Source organism: Paenibacillus sp. 1781tsa1, assembly GCF_024159265.1.
GTDB lineage: Bacteria > Bacillota > Bacilli > Paenibacillales > Paenibacillaceae > Paenibacillus.
Genome location: NZ_JAMYWY010000001.1, coordinates 3535155 through 3558097 on the forward strand (window position 1 = coordinate 3535155; position 22943 = coordinate 3558097).

Annotated in this window: 14 protein-coding genes; 8 read left to right on the plus strand and 6 right to left on the minus strand. The window is 46.6% G+C overall.

Going from position 1 to position 22943, the window contains the following annotated elements:
• Window positions 1-283: 283 nt before the first annotated feature.
• The 4 genes from sdaAA to NKT06_RS15640 form a co-directional block, all read right to left on the minus strand.
• Complete coding sequence (gene sdaAA, locus NKT06_RS15625) at window positions 284-1159, minus strand: L-serine ammonia-lyase, iron-sulfur-dependent, subunit alpha (RefSeq protein ID WP_253436113.1); 876 nt, start codon at window positions 1157-1159, stop codon at window positions 284-286.
• Between the two features lie 44 nt (window positions 1160-1203).
• A complete protein-coding gene (sdaAB, locus tag NKT06_RS15630) occupies window positions 1204-1872 on the minus strand; it encodes an L-serine ammonia-lyase, iron-sulfur-dependent subunit beta (RefSeq protein ID WP_253436116.1) in 669 nt (222 codons plus the stop codon).
• A gap of 4 nt (window positions 1873-1876) precedes the next feature.
• Window positions 1877-3322: a M20 family metallopeptidase gene (locus NKT06_RS15635; protein WP_483311575.1), complete on the minus strand. Its 1446-nt coding sequence runs from the start codon at window positions 3320-3322 to the stop codon at window positions 1877-1879.
• 91 nt (window positions 3323-3413) lie between these two features.
• Window positions 3414-4658, minus strand: coding sequence for an MFS transporter (locus NKT06_RS15640; protein WP_253436120.1), 1245 nt, complete (start codon window positions 4656-4658; stop codon window positions 3414-3416).
• 146 nt (window positions 4659-4804) lie between these two features.
• On the opposite strand from NKT06_RS15640, the gene NKT06_RS15645 reads away from it, so the two are divergent.
• Window positions 4805-6874, plus strand: a complete 2070-nt coding sequence (locus NKT06_RS15645; protein WP_253436123.1) for a helix-turn-helix domain-containing protein — start codon at window positions 4805-4807, stop codon at window positions 6872-6874.
• A gap of 23 nt (window positions 6875-6897) precedes the next feature.
• Here the strand turns inward: NKT06_RS15645 and NKT06_RS15650 are convergent, their stop codons facing one another.
• Window positions 6898-7512, minus strand: coding sequence for a TetR/AcrR family transcriptional regulator (locus NKT06_RS15650; RefSeq protein ID WP_253436126.1), 615 nt, complete (start codon window positions 7510-7512; stop codon window positions 6898-6900).
• A 176-nt stretch (window positions 7513-7688) separates the two neighbouring features.
• Between NKT06_RS15650 and NKT06_RS15655 the strand changes: the two genes are divergently transcribed.
• Window positions 7689-8426: an SDR family NAD(P)-dependent oxidoreductase gene (locus NKT06_RS15655; protein WP_253436128.1), complete on the plus strand. Its 738-nt coding sequence runs from the start codon at window positions 7689-7691 to the stop codon at window positions 8424-8426.
• 126 nt (window positions 8427-8552) lie between these two features.
• Here NKT06_RS15655 and NKT06_RS15660 read toward each other — a convergent pair whose 3' ends face one another.
• Window positions 8553-9425 carry a helix-turn-helix transcriptional regulator gene (locus NKT06_RS15660; protein WP_253436131.1) on the minus strand — a complete coding sequence of 291 codons (873 nt, stop codon included), beginning with the start codon at window positions 9423-9425 and terminating at the stop codon, window positions 8553-8555.
• Between the two features lie 208 nt (window positions 9426-9633).
• Between NKT06_RS15660 and NKT06_RS15665 the strand changes: the two genes are divergently transcribed.
• From NKT06_RS15665 to NKT06_RS15690, 6 genes are all read left to right on the plus strand, one after another.
• Window positions 9634-16020, plus strand: coding sequence for a rhamnogalacturonan lyase family protein (locus NKT06_RS15665; protein ID WP_301289955.1), 6387 nt, complete (start codon window positions 9634-9636; stop codon window positions 16018-16020).
• A gap of 155 nt (window positions 16021-16175) precedes the next feature.
• On the plus strand, window positions 16176-16673 hold the full coding sequence (locus tag NKT06_RS15670; protein ID WP_253436134.1) for an SMI1/KNR4 family protein: 498 nt from the start codon (window positions 16176-16178) through the stop codon (window positions 16671-16673).
• 179 nt (window positions 16674-16852) lie between these two features.
• Window positions 16853-18565: a sensor histidine kinase gene (locus tag NKT06_RS15675; RefSeq protein ID WP_253436137.1), complete on the plus strand. Its 1713-nt coding sequence runs from the start codon at window positions 16853-16855 to the stop codon at window positions 18563-18565.
• Window positions 18562-19965, plus strand: a complete 1404-nt coding sequence (locus NKT06_RS15680; protein WP_253436141.1) for a response regulator transcription factor — start codon at window positions 18562-18564, stop codon at window positions 19963-19965. The genes NKT06_RS15675 and NKT06_RS15680 overlap by 4 nt, the downstream gene beginning before the upstream one ends.
• Window positions 19966-20217: 252 nt before the next feature.
• Window positions 20218-21954, plus strand: coding sequence for a type 2 periplasmic-binding domain-containing protein (locus NKT06_RS15685; RefSeq protein WP_253436144.1), 1737 nt, complete (start codon window positions 20218-20220; stop codon window positions 21952-21954).
• Between the two features lie 61 nt (window positions 21955-22015).
• Entirely contained in the window at window positions 22016-22930 is a 915-nt protein-coding gene (locus NKT06_RS15690) for an ABC transporter permease (protein ID WP_253436147.1), read from the plus strand.
• Window positions 22931-22943 lie beyond the last annotated feature (13 nt).

Here is a 22943-nt window from a genome sequence, read left to right on the forward strand (position 1 = left end):
CATTATCCAACAACTAAAGTCGCTAAAAAATAGACAAGCTTCTAAACCAATTAGACCTTAAGGGTGATGTTGTGAATATAGATCCCAGTGCTTCGGAGATAAAGCGTGTTAAGTGTATTACTGGACGGTTAGCCGGAAATTGGGCGGCGCGGTATCAATGCTCAGTTTGCGAGGGGCGTCTTGTTTAAGCAGTATGTTTACCGTTGTCATGGTCTACTTCGTTATTAGGCATGCATTTAGCTGGAGAATTTTTAATCTCTCGTATAAATGACATGCCCGTTTTTTATTTGTGCTGTAAATCCCTTGTTATTTTGCGTCCCGTTGGTGTCTGGGCGAGGCCACCGCCGGCTGTTTCGCGTAGAGATTCGGGCATGGCTGATCCGACCTCCAGCATCACCTGTACCACCTCATCCGAAGGGATGATGCTGCGTACGCCAGCAAGAGCCATATCGGCAGCTCCCAGCGCTGTAATCGCCCCGAATCCGTTGCGAACAATACAAGGGATTTCAACCAAACCGGCAACCGGATCACAGATCAGGCCAAGGGTGTTTTTCAGAGCGAGTCCAACGGCGTGGATAGACTGAGAAGGGGACCCGCCCCGGATATCCACCAATGCACCAGCTGCCATCCCGATGGCAGAACCCACTTCAGCCTGACAACCACCTTCCGCACCAGAGATGAACGAATTGTTGGCAATGACGTAACCAATAGCTCCAGATGCGAACAGGCCATAGACCATTTGTTCATCAGTCCATCCAAACCGCTCCTGGCTGCTAATAAATACCCCGGGAATAATGCCGCAAGAACCCGCCGTCGGTGTAGCAATAATTCGGCCCATGGAAGCGTTGACCTCGGACACCGCAAGTGCGTAACTCATCGACAGACTGGCATGGTCGCCGAGCAACGATTGTCCATCTGCACGGTAAGCCATCAGTTTGAGGGCATCTCCTCCAGTCAATCCGCTTCTGGAAGTTGTATCCGTATGAAGACCTTGATGAACCGCACTTTTCATAATTCCGTAATACTCACGCATTTGATCGAAAACAGCGTCCTTGTCTTCGCCAGACTCATAACATTGCTCTTCCAACATAAGCTGGCCGAGGCGAAGGTTGCGGGTCTCCGCCAATTCAGCAAGTTGTTTTAATGTTCGGAAATTCATTGGCGCAAGCTCCTTTTTGGTATAACTGAAGTTAGATATTTAAGCTAAAGAGAGAGTAGAGTGACTTCCTGAACCTCTGGAATGACTTCGATCTCTTGAACCACAGCAGGATTCATCTTGCCATCGCATTCCAGCACCATCATGGCCTCACCGCGTCGGTTCTTTCGATCCACAGACATATGTCCAATATTGATGCGATTATCCACGAGCAGTCGAGTAACGACAGCAATGACACCAGGTTCATCGCTGTGACGAATGATGAGAGTAGGATAGAGCGCCGTCAACTTCAGGTTGTAGCCGTTGATTCGGACGATTTCGATATTTCCTCCACCGATCGACGTGCCTACCATATTCAACGTGCGATCTCCTGCCGCGTTGGTTAATGCAATTTCGACCGTGTTCGGATGAGGGTACAGGCCTGTCCCCGGACGGATGATGGTTTCCATACCAGCAGTATCTGCATGGGCAAATGCATCAGGAAGTCCGGGGTCATCCGTGTCCATGTCCAGCAGACCGCCCACAATGGCGGTGTCGGTTCCATGTCCTTTGTACGTTGCGGCAAAAGAACCAAACATGAGGATCTCCGCATGTGAAGGACATTCGCCGAACAGATGTCTAGCCGTCCGTCCAATCCGTGCAGCTCCAGCGGTATGGGAGCTTGAAGGTCCAACCATGGCTGGACCGATAATCGAAAATACGTCTTTGAACCTCACAGTCTTATTCTCCCCGTTTCGGCGGTTGCACATCTGCAGGAACGAGGCAATCATAGGCTTCTCCGCCGAGTCTGTCCCGTAATTCCTGTTGTGCTTCCTTGATGATCTCTGGATTTAAAATGGACTCAATAGCCGTAGCCGCCATTGCTTTGGCTGCGAGCAACATACCTTTGTGAGCAAAGCTGCTCTTACCCTGAGCAACGGTCTGCCATGCGTGAAGCGGCGTTCCAAATGCCATCGTCGTTGTAATACATTGCGCCGTCGGCACATTCCAGCTGACATCGGCTACATCGGTTGAACCGCCCATGAACGTTTCCGTCTCATCTGAATAAGGGGCAACAAAGTTCGGCAGCGGCCGCTCGGCAAGAAGAGGAGCAAGCTCAGGACCAACTAACGCGCCAGCTTCCTGCTGATTTTGGAGCGGCAGCGTGTCATAGATCTCTTTGGCATAACTGTATTCATCTTCTTCATACTCAGGTGCGCCGAAGGCAACGAGATGCTGATGCATCACTTTTTCAAGCGTACTGTTCGGGATCAGGTTGGCGCAGGCACCTTCATATTTAAAATCCATCGTTGTTTCGGTCATCAAGGCAGCCCCTTCTGCCACTTTCACCAGACGTTCAAACAGACTGCGTACCTGTGCGCTCTTGGGAGCTCGAACGAGATACGTGACCTCGGCTTCCGCTTGCACTACATTGGGAGCCAAGCCGCCTGAGTTCGTGATCGCATAATGAATTCTGGCCTGATCAATCATGTGTTCCCGCATATAATTCGAACCGATATTCATCAGCTCAACTGCATCGAGAGCACTGCGTCCTAGGTGAGGAGCGGCAGCAGCATGAGCACTAATACCTTTAAAGGTAAATGTACCGTGAATGACTGCATTGGAGCTTCCATGCATAACGGCATTCATAGAATGAGGGTGCCAGGAGAGGGCAGCATCTACATCTTTAAAATAACCTTCCCGAGCCAGATAGGTTTTACCGTATCCACTTTCCTCGGCAGGACATCCGTAAAAGCGCACCGTACCTGGGGTCTCCGGATGCTCCTGAAGATAGTCTTTGACCGCGACGGCAGCAGCCAATGCACCGATGCCGAGCAGATTATGCCCGCATCCATGACCGTTTCCACGCGGCTGAACAGGTTGATATGTGCTGATTCCGGCTTCCTGGCTGAGATCGGCAAGTGCATCGTATTCACCCAAGAGAGCAATGACGGGCAGCCCCGAACCATATGAAGCGATAAATCCAGTTTCCAATCCCGCCACACCTTTCTCGATCGTGAAACCTTCGGATTCCAGCACCCCCATGAGCAGCTCTGCTGATTGGTATTCATCGAATCGGGTCTCTGCAAACTCCCAGATTTGGTCACTGGCATTGGTGAACATATTGCGTTTTCCTTCAATGGCTTCCGAGAGATATTGGGTCAAATCTACAGTTGTAGTCATCATTCATAGCACCCCTTATTCGTTAAAATGGTTGATTTGTAGTATGAAACTTGCACTAAATGTCGAAGCAGCATGTGGCTGCAAACTCGTATGTTTAGACCGCTTTTGCTTGCATCTCAGTCGTGTTACCCTGATCGGAATTCGAACGACGGGAGAACATCAGCGTAATGGAGCAGATCAGCGCAAAAGCGATCAGCATGATGAAGGCAGTGGCGTAAGACCCCCCGGAGGCTTCAACCAGGAATCCGATCAGCATCGGAGTGAGAAAACCTGCAAGCTGTGCACCTGTATTGATGAATCCATTGGCTGTCGCGACGACAGATTCGGGCATCGTTTTAAGGGACTTCGAAATGATCAGTGTTGAGATAAATCCGGCCATTGCCGTAACGATTGTCATGTACGTAATGAATGTGGTGATGCTGCCCGCGGAGCCCATCAGATACAGGAACAAGGCCACAAGTACACCGAACACGGAAGCGATCATTCGATCTTTGCCAGCGGGAATGCGGTCAAGCACGTAGCCACTTAGAATCATGGTGAAAATGCTGACCAAAGCCGGAATGGCGGCGAGTAGTCCCATCTGAGTCATATCCAGTCCTCGGACATTGACCATATACGTCGGCATCCAGGATTGAAGCCCCCAGTTCACTGCATAAATGCTGAAGTAGCTGATGAACAAATTCCAGATCATGGGCGTCTTCAGGACGGTTTTCAGCGATGTTTTGGGTGGTAGACCCGAGCTGGAGGCCGAAAGTGCAGGCTTGGCGGGTTCTTTTAATAAAAAGAACATCAAGGCTGTGATGAGGATGCCCCCTGCACCAATGATATAGAACAGGTTGCGCCAGCCAATGGTCACAAGGGCATGTCCTGTTAGAATCGGAGTAATTACCCCCATAATGGCTGCGGACGACAGCATAATGGACATGGCTCCACTGCGTTGATTAATGGGAAAGTTCGTGGCAATCGCCTTGGAACCGGAAGGGAAGAAGCTGCCTTCTCCGATCCCAAACAGGAAACGAACAAAGATGAGTGAGAACAGCGACCAGGCTGAACCAGTCAGAATAGTGAACACAGACCACGAGAACAAGGAAACGAGAATTACTTTCCGATAACCGAAACGGTCGGCGAGTGCTCCGCCTGGAATTTGCATAATGGCATATCCAAGAAAAAAGCTGCTGAGGATGATTCCTTGTGCGGAAGGACTTAGGCCCAGATCCTGAGTAATGCCGACAATGGCATAGTTGATGACAAAGCGGTCCAGGTTGCCAAGACACCAGCCGAGAAACAAGAGAGTGAGAACAATGTACTTGAAGTTTTTACTGTGCATGATTTTAGACATCGCGTTACCTTCTTTCTCATCAAATGTTAACTAAATTTCTGTGTTGCTTTAAAGTTACATGATGTAGGGGTTTCAAGACAATGTATATCTCTGTATAATTATCTGAATCAAGATGTGAAAACCTACATTGACAGGAGGCGGCTGGGTTGAATGGAATCTTACATAAAGTCTTGCAGGAACGCTTGGGGAACTGTGATTATGAGGTATGGATCAGTAGTAACTGGACGGATTGGGTACTGATTGAAGCGATCGGCAGTAGAGAAGGGACACCGCCTTTTTTTGTAGAACATCTTCCACTGCAACATCCCAAAGTAGAACGGGAATCAGAAGAAATAATGTTAGTTTTTCTTCCATACAATAACAATATATGTGTAACCATCCGGGTTTTTAAGAATTTGGAGTTTTCTGCGGAAGATTTAGTTACACTGTCGTCTTTGCTATACCCATACTATACGGAAGCTGTGGCAAGCAAGAATGAACGAGCCTTGAATGAAATCATGAACAGCATTAGGGATGTGACTCAACTTCTGGATCTGAACGAGTTGCTTGGACGGATTTTGGTAAGTGCATTATCGGTTATCCCTTATGAGTGCATAGGTGTGTTGTGGAGGTATGACCCTGCGATCGATGCGTTAACGGTTAAGGCAAGAGCAGGGGAAATGGGCGAAGGTATGCTAAGAATGAAACTGAAACCAGGTGAAGGAATCATTGGGAACACCTTTAAGCGAGGTACACCGAAGCTCTATAACGGTTTATCTTCAGTAGAAGATGATTTTGGCAACATGACAATGGACAACAAATATCATCTGAATTCGGCGTACAATTTTCAAAATATAGGTTCAATCATTTCGGTGCCGATCAAGGTGGAAGGCCAATCGGATTGTGTATTAATCGTTTATCAAAAAGGGAAGGTCCCCCTATTCACGGAGTCGGATGTGCGGCTGCTGCAAAGTTTTGCTGATCAGGTTTCAATTGCGATCACGAATGCCAAACTGTACGAGAATCTGAGCAAACAGAACGCAACACTCATGAAACGAGATGAGATTCACTCCTCGCTCATGCGGCTTTCGCTGCAAAATAAGGGCGCGTTATCTATCGTTAACGAACTGGTACGTGTTATTGGCGTACCGATGACCTTTGTGGATTTTATCGACAACGAATGGATTCCAAAACGAAACAAATTCCTGAACGGCTGGAATACGGAAAGTCTTCGCAGCTTGTACGAATCCTTGCACCATCCGGATTATCTGACGTGTATCGAGGGAGAAGCCGAACGGTCGTATCAATATCTGTATCCGATTGCTTCGGCCAATCAGTGCCTAGGTTATCTCATTATCCAGATGAACACAAAGCTAGAACCGCTACAATTAATTGCGCTGGAGCAGGGAAGCTCTATTCTGGCCCTGGAATTGATGCGCAAGCAGTCCCTGGCCGAATTTTATTTCAAAAAAACACAGCAATTTTTCAACGATCTAAGGCTCAGTCAGGATTCTGAGGATTACTGGCAGAAGTCCGGGGAAATTGGAATCATTCCTTCAACCACCATTGTAGTGGGACTGTTGGAGTTTGCGGAGTGGGTCAACCCTTCTACACTTAGCGCGTTGTCTGTGCAATTGGTAGCATATCTCAGAGAGAAAATGCCAGCAGGAGCGCTGCCCATTGCGTTTGGCAATGAAAGACGAATTACAGTGTTGCTTGTGCTGACGGAATCGTACAAGCCCGGCAAACTGGAGCAACAGTTCAGCGCATTGCTGCCGGAATGGGAACATCGTAATCATGTGAAATTGTTGGGGGGATTAAGTTCCGTGCGGTCTGGAGTCGATGCCATTAATACAGGATACCAGGAAGCGGACAAGGCGCTTGCATATCAGAAGACAAGGGGAGAACAAGGCACAATCCGATATACGGATATTGGTGTTAACCGTTTGTTTATTCGGCAACCGGCTGAGGATTTGAATGCATTTATGGCAGAGATATTTGAGCCCCTTCGGCCTGCCAAAGGGCAGACCGGTGGACTAGAGGAAACCCTCATGACGTATATGGCTTGCGGAAGTTCTGCAGTCCAGGCTGCGGCAGCACTTCATATTCATATCAATACGTTGTATCAGCGTATTCATAAAATCGAAGAGATTCTGGACATGTCCCTGAGTAATCAGGAGCATCTGCTTCATCTGCAACTGGCCTGTTATCTAAGGCAGACATATCGTTCATCGTGATTTTCAAATCAATTTACTCGAGATCATGAATCAAACGTGTTACCGACATAATGAAAAGAGTGAATATGCGTTTTGGTGAGATCAATCACGTTTTTGATAAATGCCTCGCGTGATTCACGATATCCGCTTAATATCCAATTGTTCAATAGTCCAAAAAAACCGTAGGCGGTATAGTACTTGAAGTAGTCCATGTTCACCGGGGAGTTATTGATGGTCTCAAAGACAAACTGTTCTTGATAGATTTTGAGTATAGTTTGGGGGAAACCTGTATGTAGACCGGGTAACGTGTCATCGTATTGAATCAGTTCGAAGAAGTCACGGTGTTCGTAGATATAATCCACGATTTGAAAAGATTCGGCATCAAGCTTGTTTGTTGAAACTTTTTGACCGTGCCAATAGGGTTTACCTACTGCACCCCTTAATCCTTGAAGTGTCATACTCAACAATTCTTCGGCGAGAATATATTTGTCCTGGTAGTGTAAATAAAACGTGCTGCGATTGTAACCCGCCTGATCAACGATATCCTTGACAGACACACCATGGAATCCTTTTTTCTTGATAAGCTGAATCAGAGCGGTTTTTAGGTGCTCCTTGGTTCGATTACGATGTTGAGCTGTCACAATAAGTTCATTATTCATTCGAAAAAACTCCTATAAATATAGACATGTTTTTATGAAGTGTCTACGAGGTAGACACTTGGTCATATCTTAATGATTGGAATGTTACAATTTTAAGCATAGAATTAGTTTTGTAAACATCATATAGCACTATTTATATAGGCGCTATTCAAAATATTATACTGGGGGATTTATTCATGGGCAAACTTCAAGATAAAGTTGCAGTCATCACAGGAGGAGCATCCGGGATTGGTGCAGCGACAGCTCGCTTATTCGTTTCCGAAGGTGCTAAAGTGGTCTTGGTGGATCTGAATGAAGAAAAAGGCAAGGCGTTTGAGCAGGAACTGAAAGCGCTTAAAGCAGAGGCTCTTTTTATTAAAGCAAACATAACAAGTGAAGAAGAGGTTTCTGAGGTTTTTAAACAAACCGTAGAAGCATTTGGTCAAGTGGATATCGTATTCAACAATGCGGGAATCGGACGTGTTCATCCAACGCATGAGCTTGATTATGCCGAATGGCGCAATACGGTCAATGTTGATCTGGACGGCGTATTCTTGGTCGCTCGTGAATCGATCCGCGAAATGCTGAAAATTGGCGGAGGCACAATCGTTAACACGGCGTCCATGTACGGATGGGTTGGTTCGCCTGGTTCAGCAGCTTACAATGCAGCTAAAGGTGGCGTTGTGAATCTGACTCGTTCCCTCGCGCTGGAGTATGCTGAGCAGAATATTCGGGTGAACTCCCTTTGCCCAGGTTTCATCGATACACCGATTATCCCGGAAGAGAGCAAGCAAGCACTTTCTGCGGCAACACCAATGAAACGTCTGGGTCAGGCAGAAGAGATGGCGAAAGCCGTTCTGTTCCTAGCTAGTGACGATTCTTCATATATGACAGGAAATAGCCTGATCATAGACGGAGGATACACCGCTCAATAAGCGCAGCAGTTGTCGAGGTACATTAACATAGTCCCATTGAAAAGTCGCTATTATAGCGGCTTTTTTATTTTTAGTTGGTACAAGGCAGTTTCCGAACCAAGGACAACTAACAAACAGCGAGCTTGGCTATTCATAGTAAATGGCCTCGTAAGGAAATTCCAACTTATTCATGCGATATTCTTTGGGTGACATGGACATATATTGCCGAAAAACTTTGCCGAAATAGCTGGGGCTCTCAAAGCCGCATTGTTGACCGATTTGAGAAATCGGAAGTTCCGTTGTGCGGAGAAGTCGAACTGCCACCTCAATGCGTCTGTCTTTGAGATAGGCTAGCGGTGATGTTTTCTCGGATCTCTGAAATAACCTGCACAAGTAGTGTTTATTGATATCGCAATGGCTGGCCAGCAAATCCAGCGTCAATGGGGAGGCATAGTTCTCCCGGATGAACTTTTTACATTTTTCGATCGTTGTTATGGAAAGGGCACCGATATCCCTCTCTGCATCCCGACTCGTCTGCACCAAGATAAGCAACCAACGATAGATTTGCATAGACAACCGATACTTGTCGGTGACTTTCTCTTGATGAATCAAATGGATGGTTTGCCATAACTCTTGAATCAAGGGAGAATCCGCGTTTCGTCGAATGACATGTCCCTCATTATCATGAATCATATCCCAAATTCGGTTGGCTTCATCCCCGCGAATGTTAATCCATATAAATTCCCATGGTTCGTTGTTCTCTTGTTTATAGTAATAGCAATGTTCTCCGGAGATTTTAACAAGTAGGGCATGTCCCTTGGGTAAAGGAATCGTTTGATTATCGATATCCAGATAACCCTGACCATTAAGCGTGTATTGAAAAACAACGTGTCCCGGGTCCGGTCTATCATCACTGGGACAACGATATTCCTCGCTTGAAACGATCTGCCATCCAATAGAGTCGAGTGTCATGATTGATGTATCGTCATTACGAAAAGCGTAAGAAACCGTATGAACCATACGTTAATCTCCTTCCTAAAAAAGTCAATTATTTTATATAATACGTCACATTTTTTAGATTGTCTGTCTTTTTTTAGACCTGTAAGATAAATGTAAGCGGTAACATAAAGAGGAGGTGGCTGTAAATTGTGTTCATATGACAACAAGCAGGGCAGGATCGAAGTGATGATTCTAAAATTGAATTTTTAGATAAGGAGGAGTTAATCGAATGATCCGAAGAACTGTTTCCATCCAGAAATCGATGTTTGTATCTTTTTTAGCACTCCTTATGGTTATTTCACTGGCTGTTCCTCCAGCACCGATGCGTGCAGAGTCATCATCAAACAGCCTGCCGGGCCGCCAAGCAGAATACCTGAACCGGGGTTTGGTTGCGGTACTTGCAGACAACGGCGTTTTTCTGAGCTGGAGGTATTTAAACAACGATCCAGATGATATCGCTTTCAATATATATAAAAATGGAACCAAAGTGAATGCGTCGCCCATAAGCGACGTGACAAACTATGTGGACACCACTGGTTTCGACAGTTCGCAATATCAGATTTCCACTGTTATTTCAGGCAAGGAGCAGATGCAGCCGGAGGTTGTATCGGTCTGGCATAACGATTATCTGCCTATTCCGCTGGATAAACCGGCCGACGGACGGACCAAGGACGGTGGAACCTACTCCTATTATGCAGGTGACGCTTCGGTAGCTGACTTGGACGGGGATGGCGAATATGAAATCGTCTTCCTGTGGAGTCCGAGTAACTCCAAGGACAATTCGCAGGCCGGTTATACTGGCAATGTCTATATCGATGCCATCAAACTGGATGGCACGAAGCTGTGGAGGATTGACCTGGGCGTAAACATCCGTGCCGGAGCGCACTACACACAGTTAATGGTGTATGACCTGGATGGCAACGGAAAGGCTGAGGTTGTTGTCAAGACGGCGGACGGCACGAAGGACGGCCAAGGCACAGTTATTGGTGACGGGACGAAGGATTATCGCAATGACGGCGGATACATACTGTCAGGGCCGGAATATCTCACGCTGTTTGACGGTGAGACTGGTGCAGCCGTATCCACAGTGAATTATGATCCGCCAAGAGGCAACGTCAGCGATTGGGGTGACGGGTATGGCAACCGTGTAGACCGTTTTCTTGGCGCGATTGCTTATCTGGACGGTACGAAACCAAGTGTCGTGATGAGCCGGGGTTATTATACCCGCACAGTACTTGTTGCTTATGATTATGTTGGTGGGGAACTCGTCAAGCGCTGGACGTTCGACACGAACGAAGCTGGGTCACAATATCAAGCACAAGGCAATCACAATCTGAGTGTACTGGATGCCGACCATGACGGCAAGGACGAGATTATGTTCGGTGCGCTGGCTATAGACGATGACGGCAGCTTGATGTACAGTACCGGACTCGGACACGGTGATGCCATGCACGCTGGCCAGCTTGACCCGAATCGAGATGGCTACCAGGTCGTAAGCGTGCACGAGCATTCAGATGCGGCGTACGGACTGGAGATGCGCGATGCGGCAACAGGTGAAATTATTTGGGGGCAGAAAACAGGATTTGATACCGGCCGCGGGATGTCAGCGGACATTGATCCGAACTATCCGGGTTACGAATCATGGGCCACGACCGTTACCAACGGGCAAAGTGTACCTGTAACCAATACCTATTCGGCTGCCGGAGAGGCGATCTACACGGTGGACGAAGGACCCAAAACTGCCAACTTCGCCATCTGGTGGGATGGAGATCTTCAGCGGGAGCTGTTTGACCATCAGTGGGATAACAGTACCGCCAAAGGAATTCCACTCATTTACAAATGGGATTACGAAAACAAAAAGCTGGGTGAAATCTTCCGGGCAACCGGTACGTTAACGAACAATCATACCAAAGGGAATCCGGCGCTTCAGGCAGATATTCTTGGCGACTGGCGTGAGGAAATTCTGCTGCGGAGCGAAGATAGCTCGGAATATCGTCTCTACACGACAACCATTCCTTCAGATTATCGCATTCCTACGCTGATGCAGGACCCCGTGTATCGACTTGGCGTAGCTTGGCAAAATGTAGCCTACAATCAGCCGCCTCATACCGGCTTTTATCTTGGAGCGGAAGCTACAGCATTTCCTAAAGCCGATCTGGCATTGACACGCGAAGCAGAAATGCCGGAGCCGGTTTACCGCTTTGATTTTGGTACAGAGACAGCTTCAGGAAGTACGGCTATACAGGACACGTTATATACACAAGAGACGGGATATGGGTTTAAGGATACAAGTGGTGTTACCGTAGGCGAAAATGAGGTTTCGGTTGCGACAGGTACGACATTTGCTGTTGACCTGCCAAATGCCAACTATAAAGTGACGCTGCGATTGGGCAATGATGCGCACAACTCGAACGTTGGGGTCAAATCCGAATTCGTTCAGAAGCTCGCCGTAACAAATGTGACAGCGGGAGCACCGCTCGAGTATTCCTATGATGTTGCATTGGTAGATGGACAGCTCGATTTCTTATTCACCGGTACAGCCATAGACATCCAGGACATCCTCATCGAGAAATATCCAGAGAAAGTGGCCGGTGCGGCAACAACGATCTATATGGCCGGTGATTCAACCATGCAATCGTACAGTGAAATGCAGGCTCCTCAAGAAGGATGGGGTCAGCAGTTCGGACGTTATTTCTCCAACGGGGCAGTCGTCGTGAACGATGCGATCGGCGGCCGAAGCAGCAAATCCTTCATGGTAGACGGTCGTCTGGATACGATCTTGCAACGAATCAAGCCCGGGGATTTCTTCTTCATATCCTTTGGTCACAATGACGCCAGTGCAGGGATACCGGACCGGTATGCCTCACCGGAGGACTATAAGATCTACTTGGCTCGTTATGTAAACGGTGCCAAACAGCGCGGCGCTACACCGGTATTGCTCACTCCGGTGGGACGCAGAGACTTCAATACGGTGACTCAGGAGTTCAATGTCAGCTTCCCGGCATACGTGCAGGCTGCCAAAGAAGTGGCGGAGGAGCTTGACGTGCCGCTGATTGACCTGAGCAAGTTAAGTATTGCGTACTACGACAAAATTGGTAATACAGCTACAGAAAAAGTATTTCTATATGCTAATCCGGGTGAATATCCAAAATACCCGAATGGAATTAACGATAATACCCATTTCAGCAGCTATGGTGCACAGAAAATTGCCGGACTTGTTGCAAGTGCGGTCAAAAACATGGAGCTAAGCATTTCAGCCCTGGTCATCGACCCGGATATTTCCGAGCCCGAACCAGAACCGGAAACCCAGCTCTATGAGGAGGATTTTGAAGGCGACGCTGCGGGCTACCAGTATGCGATGGTCAATGCCACGGGTATTGCAGGAACCATGGCGGGAACGGTGGTTGAACAGTCCGGAAATAAGGTACTGTCTGTCACAGGTTCCGGATCAGGCAATCGGGCCAAGGTGTTCCGTCTGTTTGATGCGGTAAACGGCGATCAGGTGAAGGTGAATTTTGACTGGCAATCCGGTAATGTGAGTGCCTATCCTTCAGAAGGTCATCTCACGGTCCAGGATTCCAACGAAAATGCCCTGTTCACGCTGTATACCAAAACCGGAAGCACCAAAATTCATTATTATGTCGGTGCATATAATCCGGACTACGGCACAGGAGATACAGCCATACCTGAAGGGGGAACGGCTACAGATATTTCCAAGAACCAGTGGATCAATGTGGATGCTACCGTTAATTTTGCCGAGAAAACATTGGATCTGACATTAACGAACATAGCAGATCCGGCCGTCACACAGACGATCCAAGATATCCCTATGAGTTCCATTGCATATGCGGACAACGTCAGAGCGATTCGATTCCTGGGCACGAGAAAAGGTGGTGGAGGCACGTTGAACTGGACTACCCAGATCGATAACGTGCGGATTGAAGGTACGCAGCTTCCTTCGGAGGGCGGCGATCAGACGGCCTTAATCGCTCTGTACGATGAGATCAAAGCACTTGATCTGTCGAATTATACTGATTCATCCAAAGCAGTGGTGAACCGGGCTTTGGTCGCTGCGGAAGCGATATTCAATACGGAAGCCACCCAAGCTCAAGTTGACCATGCGTTTAATATGTTAACTGTTGCCAAGGATTCATTGACAAGTGAACCGAGCGAACAAATAAACGAATACAAATTTGACTTTGGTTCCGGCGGCGCTGCCGAAGGATACATCAAGGTAGATGCCAAGAGAGCGTACATCCAAGGAAACGGGTACGGCTTTGCCGATACTGCACTGACCAAAGATGAGAACCGGGAGACCGGGGATGCGCTCAAAGAGGATTTCACAAGAGTAAATGGCACCTCATTCCTGGCTGAAATGGAGCCAGCCAATTATCGGGTAACGATGACCATCGGGGACGCGGAGGAATCAACCAGCGCAAATGTTGTTGTAGAGCAAATGACCAAGTTGCCGCTCACAACAGTTCCCAAGGGCGAATTCAAAGAAATGACGTACGACATTGCTCTGATTGATGGGGTATTTAACTTCAACTTTACCGGAAATGCACCGAAGATCAATGCGCTGAAGCTAGAGCGTCTGCCAGATCACAGCGCAAGCGATAAACCTGTTATTTATTTGGCCAGCGATTCCACTGTGGCTAATTACGCGGAGAGCTACCGTCCGCAAGCAGGTTGGGGCGAGACGTTGGGTGGATATTTTGATGCAAATGAAGTCAGCATTGATAACCGGGCAGTTGGAGGGCTCAGTAGCAAGACCTTCCTGGTCGGCGGGTATCTCAACGATATTCTGCTCGACATTCACAAAGGCGATTATCTGTTCATGCAGTGGTCTCATAACGATTCCACACCTTCACGTCCGGAGCGATATCTTACGCCCGAGCAGTTTAAAGTATATTTGAAAGAATACATTAACGGTGCTCTGCAAAGAGGGGCGATCCCGGTTCTGGTTACGCCAGTGAATCGTCGTGATTTTACCGGAGAACTGCTGAACAAAAGCTTCCCGGAATACGTACAGGCGATGAAAGAAACGGCGCAGGAAACGGACACCCTCATCATCGATCTGAATCAGGCTAGTTGGGAGCATTTTCAGGAACTTGGCACTGAAGGAACCAAATCGATATTCATGTGGGTAGGTACAACCGAAGACAACACACATTTGCAGATGAACGGTGCAATCAAGGTGTCTGAACTCGTGGCACGCCTTGTCAAAGATTTAAATATCCCTTTATCTGATTTTGTTACGCTGGAAGGGGAATCACCGGAGCAGGAAGCCCCGCACACTAAGGCAACTGTGGAAGGGGAATCGCAAAACGACTGGTATACTTCTCCTGTACAAGTGACCTTTACAGCAACCGATGAAGATTCCGAAATCGAAGGGACCTATTATCAAATCAATGGTGGCGAAACGGTGAGTGGCACACAGTTGACCCTAACTGAAGAAGGTACACATACGATCACCTACTGGAGCGTCGATGTTGACGGTAACAAAGAGAGCGAACAATTGTTGTCCATATCCATTGATCTTGTACCTCCAACCATTGAAATTCATGGGCAAACCGAATACACCATTGATCAGCCCGTGGAAATTGGCTATACAGCTTCCGATACGGTATCCGGTGTGGCAGAACCGGAGGGTGTGCTTCTGGACACTCCGGCGTATACACTGGAACCCGGCCTGAATCAGGTTACGGCAACCGTCTCTGATTTGGCAGGCTGGGAACAGACGGTAGAATATCGTTTTGCGGTTATTGCTACATTCGACAGCCTGATCAATCTGACCAACACCTTTGCTGATGAATCGATCGATCCGAATGCCGGTGTTCTTGCTGATCAGCTTGCGAACACGTTACAACAGGCCAAACAGGCAGCAAACCATCGTGAAGGAGCAAAAGCGCGTCAACTGCTTGCATCCTACGGTAATGACGTTCAAGCAGCTAGAGGAACCGTATTTACGGATGAGCAGGCAAGTGTACTAATCAAGTGGGAGGAATGGCTCCATCAGACAACGCCACTAGCAAACGGGGCCCCTGGCACTCCAGTGTTATCTGACAATAATCGTTACGACACGGGTCTCAAAGACGGGGACTATACCGTCACGATGAATCTGTGGTGGGGAAATAACGGCAATCAGTTCAAGCTGTATGAGAATGGTGAATTGATTAAGGAAATTTCCCTGGTGGATCAATCCCCATCTGCCCAATCTGTGCAAGTTGATATTACTGGAAAGAAAAACGGCACCTACATCTATACTGGAGAATTGATCAATGCACTGGGTACAACCATGAGTACGCCGCTGACAGTTGTTGTCACGGATGCTTCCCCGGGGCAAGCCGTTCTGGCGCATGACAACTGGGACGGTGACGGCAACTATCATGTCACCATGAATCTATGGTGGGGAACAAACGCAACCGAATACGAACTTTACGAAAATGGTGTATGGATTGACACACAATCGCTGCAATCTCATTCACCTAGCGCACAATCTGCGGTTACCGCAATCTCTGGAAGGGCACCTGGAATCTATGAGTATGAAGCTGTACTTCGTAATCCTTCAGGGGAAACCAGATCAACCAAATTAAATGTGACGGTGCGCGAGTAGCTGAGAGGTTTGAGGCATTCCATTATCCACAATGAATTAAAGTAGGTTAGGTCTATAAAAAAGTGCTATTCCTCATCCATTTGAGGAGTAGCACTTTTTACTTATTTTGCGATAAAATTGTAAAGAGAGTCCATTTTGAGGGAAGAAGGTGCACTTTGAGCAGCAAAATCCATGAATTTATGATTTGGGCTGAGTCAAACGGTTGGAACATAACTCAGAAATCGAATTGTCATTTAGATTTAGATGTTAGTTTCATAATTAGATACAAAGTTATTCCTGAAGAATATTTAGATTTTTTACGCGTTATGCAACAATGCATTACCCCTGATGAAAAGACATGGTTCCTATGCGAGAGTGAATACAAAAATAGCTCAGATGCTGATTTTCAATGGAATGAATTTGAACTGCTCAGCTTGGAAGCAGCAAACGAAGACGATCAATGGAGATCAGAAATAACGACATGGTGGAATCATTATCTACCAATCATGATTTCCGTTAACAGTGTTTATTCCTTCTATGCTATTGACTTATCCAATGAAATAGGAGCGATCGTATATGGAGAAGAACCTGAATTTGAAGAGATTAAAAAAGTGGCTAATCATCTGAATGAGTTTATGGAACTCATTATGTCGAAATCGATAGCACTTTATTGAGCAAATTTCGATCCTTTTAGAGAACTTCATCTATTAATCTCTTAGATGTGACCCTCCACTATGAAAGCGTTTGACTTATTTGAATATCAATCTATAATGATGAAAGGAAATTGGACTTGGAGCAAGCTTCCATACACAGGAAGCTTGCTGTTTCATTTTCAGAAGGAGAATAGGACCCCATGACTCTTAAAAAAAGAATATTTTTACTGTTCTTTCTCAGTGCGTTTATCCCTTTTATCAGCATATTTGCAATCTCTTATTATACCATTGACTCCATCTTCGCCAATAAAATTGATGATGGCATCCGTAGCAATTTACAGCAGGTGACATCCTCATTGGAGAATTCAATCACCAATCTGAATCACGTTACGCAGCAATTGTCCTATAGTGGTACATCAGGCAAGAGACTGGATGAATTTTTGAATCCATCCGCTGATATCTTTCAATTGATTGAGGCTCGGGAGGAATTAAAGAGTGAATTAAGTGTGGTTACATTTACCAATCCGAATATCGGTTTGACGTTGTATTACTTCCAAAAAGAAGGCACCACACAGTTTGGCAATTTTCCAATCAAAGACCGTTTATCGTTTGAATCTTTGCCTGTGCTCTCCCAAACCTATGGCATTAAGTACTACGGCCCTCATATCAGTATGAACCGATTCGATGATCAACTCGTTCTGTCTGCGATGCGAAAAGTACAACTTTCCAAAAGGGACGATGTGTATATTTACGTAGAATCCGGCTTTCGCCTTACTCAGGATACCCTGGGTTACACTCAATACAACGGCGCCTTATCCCATCTCATTCTGGATGGTTCAGGAAACATTGTGTACAGTGAAATACCGGAATCCATGAAGGTCGGGGAGAATTTCTCCAGCCTAACAGCCGATCCTGCGAAGGACGGAATATCCCGCGGGTATCACTGGTTCAAGGAGGATTCTTCACAGAAATGGAGTGTCGTATCGGTCATTTCGCAGGCTCAATATCAACAGGAGAAAAACCAGTGGTTGCTTCAAATTTTGCTGGTCGCTTTATTTTTCCTCGGCTTTACGGTGTTTCTCGCTTGGCTCCTGTGGAAGATGGTATACAAACCACTCGGGCTGTTCCATTCGGAAATCGCTGGGATGTCCAAGAACCCTCAAACGACGGGGAGCCGAGCTCGTACTCAGATTCCCGAATTTGATTTTCTGCTCGGTGAATTTTCGAATATGCAGCATCAGATTGGTGACCTCTTCAAGGAAGTTCAGCAGAAAGAGAAGATTCGTGCAGACCTGGAAGTGGAAAAACTGCTCTATCAGATCAACCCGCACTTTCTGATGAATACACTGGATACAGTGCACTGGTTGGCCGTCATGAATGGTCAAGGGGAGATCGACAAGCTGGTGCAGTCATTGAACAAGCTGCTCTATTACAATCTGGGCAAATTAGGGCAAGTATCCACGATGGAAGAGGAGATTGATGCGTTAAGACAATATCTGATTTTGCAGCAAATTCGGTATGACTTTGAATTTGACGTCCGCATTACTGCAGATGAACAAGTGCTTCAAATTCCTGTGCCCCGCTTCATTCTGCAACCGCTGGTTGAAAATTCGTTATATCATGGATTGAGTGACGAAGGTTTTATTCAGATTGAAGTGACATGCACTGCAACGCTGAACATTATGATACAAGATAATGGTGCAGGCATGACCGAAGAAACCATTCATAATCTGCTAAACAATCGTGTAGCAGAACAACAAAAAGTAGGGATGGGCATCGGGCTCAATTATGTTCACCGCATGTTGAAGGCACAGTACGGGGACCAAGCACAACTGGTGATCGAGAGTGAATTGGGGACAGGGACAAGCATCCTGCTCGTACTGCCTATTAAAGGAGAAGATATCTCGGCATGATTAAGGTATTGATTGTAGATGATGATAAGCTGGTACGCAAAGGCATTAGCTCTGCGATGCCATGGAACGAGTTCAGCATGGAGGTTGTAGGAGAGGCCAGCAATGGGGCGAAAGCACTGGATTTCCTGAAAACCCAACCAGTCGATCTGATGCTGACGGATCTTGCGATGCCCGTTATGTCAGGGATCGAACTGATGCGAGCTGCGAGGCAGCTCTATCCGGAACTTCATATCGTTGTGTTAACACTTCATCAGGATTTCGATTATATCCAGGAAGCACTTAGACTCGGAGCCATTGACTATATAGCCAAAGTCCAACTGGAGAAAGAACAATTCGAGCATGTTTTACAACGGATACATACCCGAATCAACGGGTTGACGACCACGATAAGAAAGATGCCTTCGCAGAATGAAATCAATGTCCATTATCAACATGTGTATGCACTTGTTTCACAGGATCGAAAATCAGAGCATAAGTGGCCAATGGAGATAACTGCGCATGAAGATGAGGTAAGGTGGGAGGTTGAGCGTAATAGCTGCATGTGGGCTGTTCACCCATCGGAAGAGGATCAACTATTTCATCAATTGAAGGAATCGCTGCATCAAGTTCCCCATGGTACGTTGTTGGTTTTGTCTGATGTACAAGAGCGCACATGGTCACAGATCAAAAACTGGATTATGAATTATACAGATACGTCATTATTCTATGCGTACAACCCCAATAACCAAGTCATTACCGTTTCGATGAATGAGGACAACACATGTTTAAAAGAACCGCAGGATGAAGATGTGGATCGGATTAAGCAAAGTTGGTTCCAGACACCATGGACCCACCACGACAGTTACTACAATCAACTCATTGACCAGTTTATATCGTTACGACTACATAAAGGTCAGTTGATGGGATTGCTGTACTCAATCGTGATGGAATGGAACCATCTTTTTGCCCAAACCACGCTTGGAAGAATCTCCATGATTCATTCTTTCGAGTCCTGGTACGAGGTTGAATCATGGATCAAGCAGACAGCTGCAACCATTCGAAAGGCAGATGAACAGACGTCATATTCGCCGGAAATCATCGATGCCGTGAAAAAAGCAGTGATGATCGTGCAGCATGATATGGAACAAGCCTATACAGCTTCAGGTCTCTCCCAACAACTCAATATCAGCCGAAGTTATTTCAGTCAATGTTTCAAAGATCTGATGGGCAAAACCTTTAATGAGTACTCCCGCTTCATCCGGGTAGAGAAATCCAAAGAGTACTTGCTCAATACGAATAATACGATTTTCTGGATTGCGGAGCGAGTGGGGTATACGGATGAAAAGTATTTCAGCCGGATTTTTCGCGAATTGACAGGTCTTCTTCCAAGCGAGTATCGGCAGCAAGGCAGAGGGAATTAATAGCCGACAGCTTCCTGTTTCAGGAGCTGACGGCTTTTGTTTTTGATTCAGAGTGAGAGTAGTTAGACGAATGTAGATCAACAGGTAGGGTAAATGCTCACAAGTTGGAAGTGCTTCGTAGTTTCAATTGAAAACTGTACACATTTCTCTATCCAAACGACCGAACAATCCCTATCTCCATTAATCTACACTTCATTTTATAATGAAAGCGCAAACAAAAATTAAACATCAGAAAAAGGGGAATCGAATTAGATGAATACAAAATGGTCCATGAAAAGCAAACGGTTGACGAAACGTCTGGCCGTGCTGTCCATGTCTGCCTTAATGGTTGCTGCCCTAGCGGCATGTGGAGATTCTTCCACTCCGCCTACTGCAGAAGAAGCAGGCAAATATGAGGTAACGCCGGGAGATCCGTTCAGTGCCTATAAAGACGAAATTACCGTTACCATGGGAAGGGTAACCACAGCCAATCCGAAACTGCCGAGTGGAGATACCTATGAGAATAACGCGTATACTCGGCTGGTCAAAGACACGTTTAACGCACAAATTTCAGATCAATTTGAAGCTAATGGCGAAGATTATAGCCGTCAGGTTTCGCTCGCCATCGCGTCCGGGGAATTGCCAGACATGATGCGTGTTGATTCCAAAGATGAATTGAAAGAGCTGGTGGATAACGATCTGATTGAGGATCTGACAGCCATATATGATCAATATGCTACGGACAATATCAAGCAGATATACGATTCCTATGATGGTCGAGCATTAGAAAATGCGACGATTGATGGACGACTGATGGGACTTCCGGCGACTTCTCTGGATTCCGCACCCACGATGGTTTGGGTTCGTCAGGACTGGTTGGATCTGTTGGGGATTCAACTTGATGCAGACGGAGACGGTGCCATCTCGCTCGATGAAGTAGAGAAAACGGCACAGGAATTCCTGGAAAGAGACCCTGGCCAATCCGGGAACCCGGTAGGTATTCCATTTGTGAACACGATGAATACAACCGATTATAATGGTTCTGCTTATACGATGCTGGGTGTGGCCTCAACCGAGGGAGCCTTCCCGCAATACTGGATGAATGGTGACGACGGCAAAATCGTGTATGGTTCTACGACAGAAGAAACGAAGCAGATGCTGGGGATTATGGCGGAATGGTTCAAGAATGGCATCATTGACCCGCAGTTTGGGACCCGCACGTTTGACGATATTACCGCACTCTACGCCAATGGCCAAAGCGGTATTGCTTTTGGACCGTGGCATATCCCTGACTGGGGACTGATCAGTGCGAAACAGATGGATAAAAATGCGAAATTCTCGGCTTATACGCTGGAAGATGCAGACGGCAAAGTAAACGTGGCGCATGCCAATCCTTCCAATCAGTTTATCGTGGTGAGAAAGGGATATGAACACCCTGAACTGGCCGTTAAGATTCTTAACCTGTTCTACGATAAACTGGCCAATGATAAAGATGCCGCTACAACCATGCCGGAAGCGGCCAAGTACCAGGAGACCGGGGTAGACGGATCGACGAGACCTTTTAATATCGAAGTCAACTCCGCTACATCGCTGCTGGATGATTACTCTGACGTTGTTCGCGGCATCAAAGGTGAGATTGGTCTGGATGAGGTTCGCACAACAGAATCGAAAAACAATATCGGCAGCATCAAAACCTATTTGAACGACATGGATACGGATGACGTGACTGCTTGGTCAAAATACCATTCACGGATCAACGGTGTTGGACTAATCGACAAACTGACAGAGGAAAAGAAATTCGAATGGATGACACCTGCTTTCTCTGGAACTACACCAAGCATGAAACAGACGTGGGCCAATCTGACGAAGTTGGAGCAGGAGTCGTTTATCAAAATTATAACGGGTTCAGAACCATTGGATTACTTCGATACATTCGTGAATAACTGGAAAAAACAAGGTGGTGATCAAGTCATTCAGGAAATTGAAGATGAGATCGCATCCAAACAATAATATTCATGCACAGTAGCAGGGCTGCGATACGCAGCCTTTCTTCAACGAAAGGGGTTCATCCATGAAACAGGGGAAATTGAAAGCGAGAGGGCGGCTCGGTCCAGGTGCCATGTACCATATGATGATGCTGCCGGGCATTTTGTTTTTGCTGGTATTCAGCTATATCCCAATGGTAGGCGTCATCACAGCCTTTCAAGATTATGTACCGGCGAAAGGGATGTTTGGCTCTGAATTTGTAGGGCTGAAGCATTTTATGTATATGTTCAAGCTGCCGGATATCGCGCAGGTCGTCAGCAATACGTTGGTGATTGCGATTGGCAAGATTTTGCTTGGAACGATGATGGCCATCATTTTTTCCGTTTTGTTAAATGAAATTCGTATCAAATACGTAAAAAAGTCCGTGCAGACGATTGTTTATCTGCCGCACTTTCTATCCTGGGTTGTACTGGCATCCGTCGTTGTCAACATGTTCAGTTTGGATGGAATCGTCAATCAAATGTTGGCGTTCTTTGGCCTGGAAAATATTAATTTCCTTGGTAGCAACACCTGGTTCCAGCCACTGATTATCGGTACAGACGTATGGAAAGAGTTTGGTTACAGTTCCATCGTCTATTTGGCAGCGATTACGTCGATTGATCCCGGTCTATATGAAGCGGCAGGCATGGATGGAGCCAGTTGGTGGAGAAAAGTATGGCATATTACCTTACCAGGCATGCTGCCTATTATTCTGCTCATGGGCGTAATGAGCCTGACCAACATTTTGAGCGCAGGTTTCGATCAAGTTTATAATCTGTATAACCCAGTTGTCTATGAGTCGGGGGATATTCTGGACACCTACGTTTACCGGATTGGTCTCGTTGGGCGACAGTATAGCTTCGGTACGGCTGTTGGCTTGTTTAAGTCCGTGATCGGTATTGTTTTGCTGATGTCTGCCAACCAGTTGGCCAAAAAATACACAGATCGAAAAATATTCTAAGGAGGCCAAACCT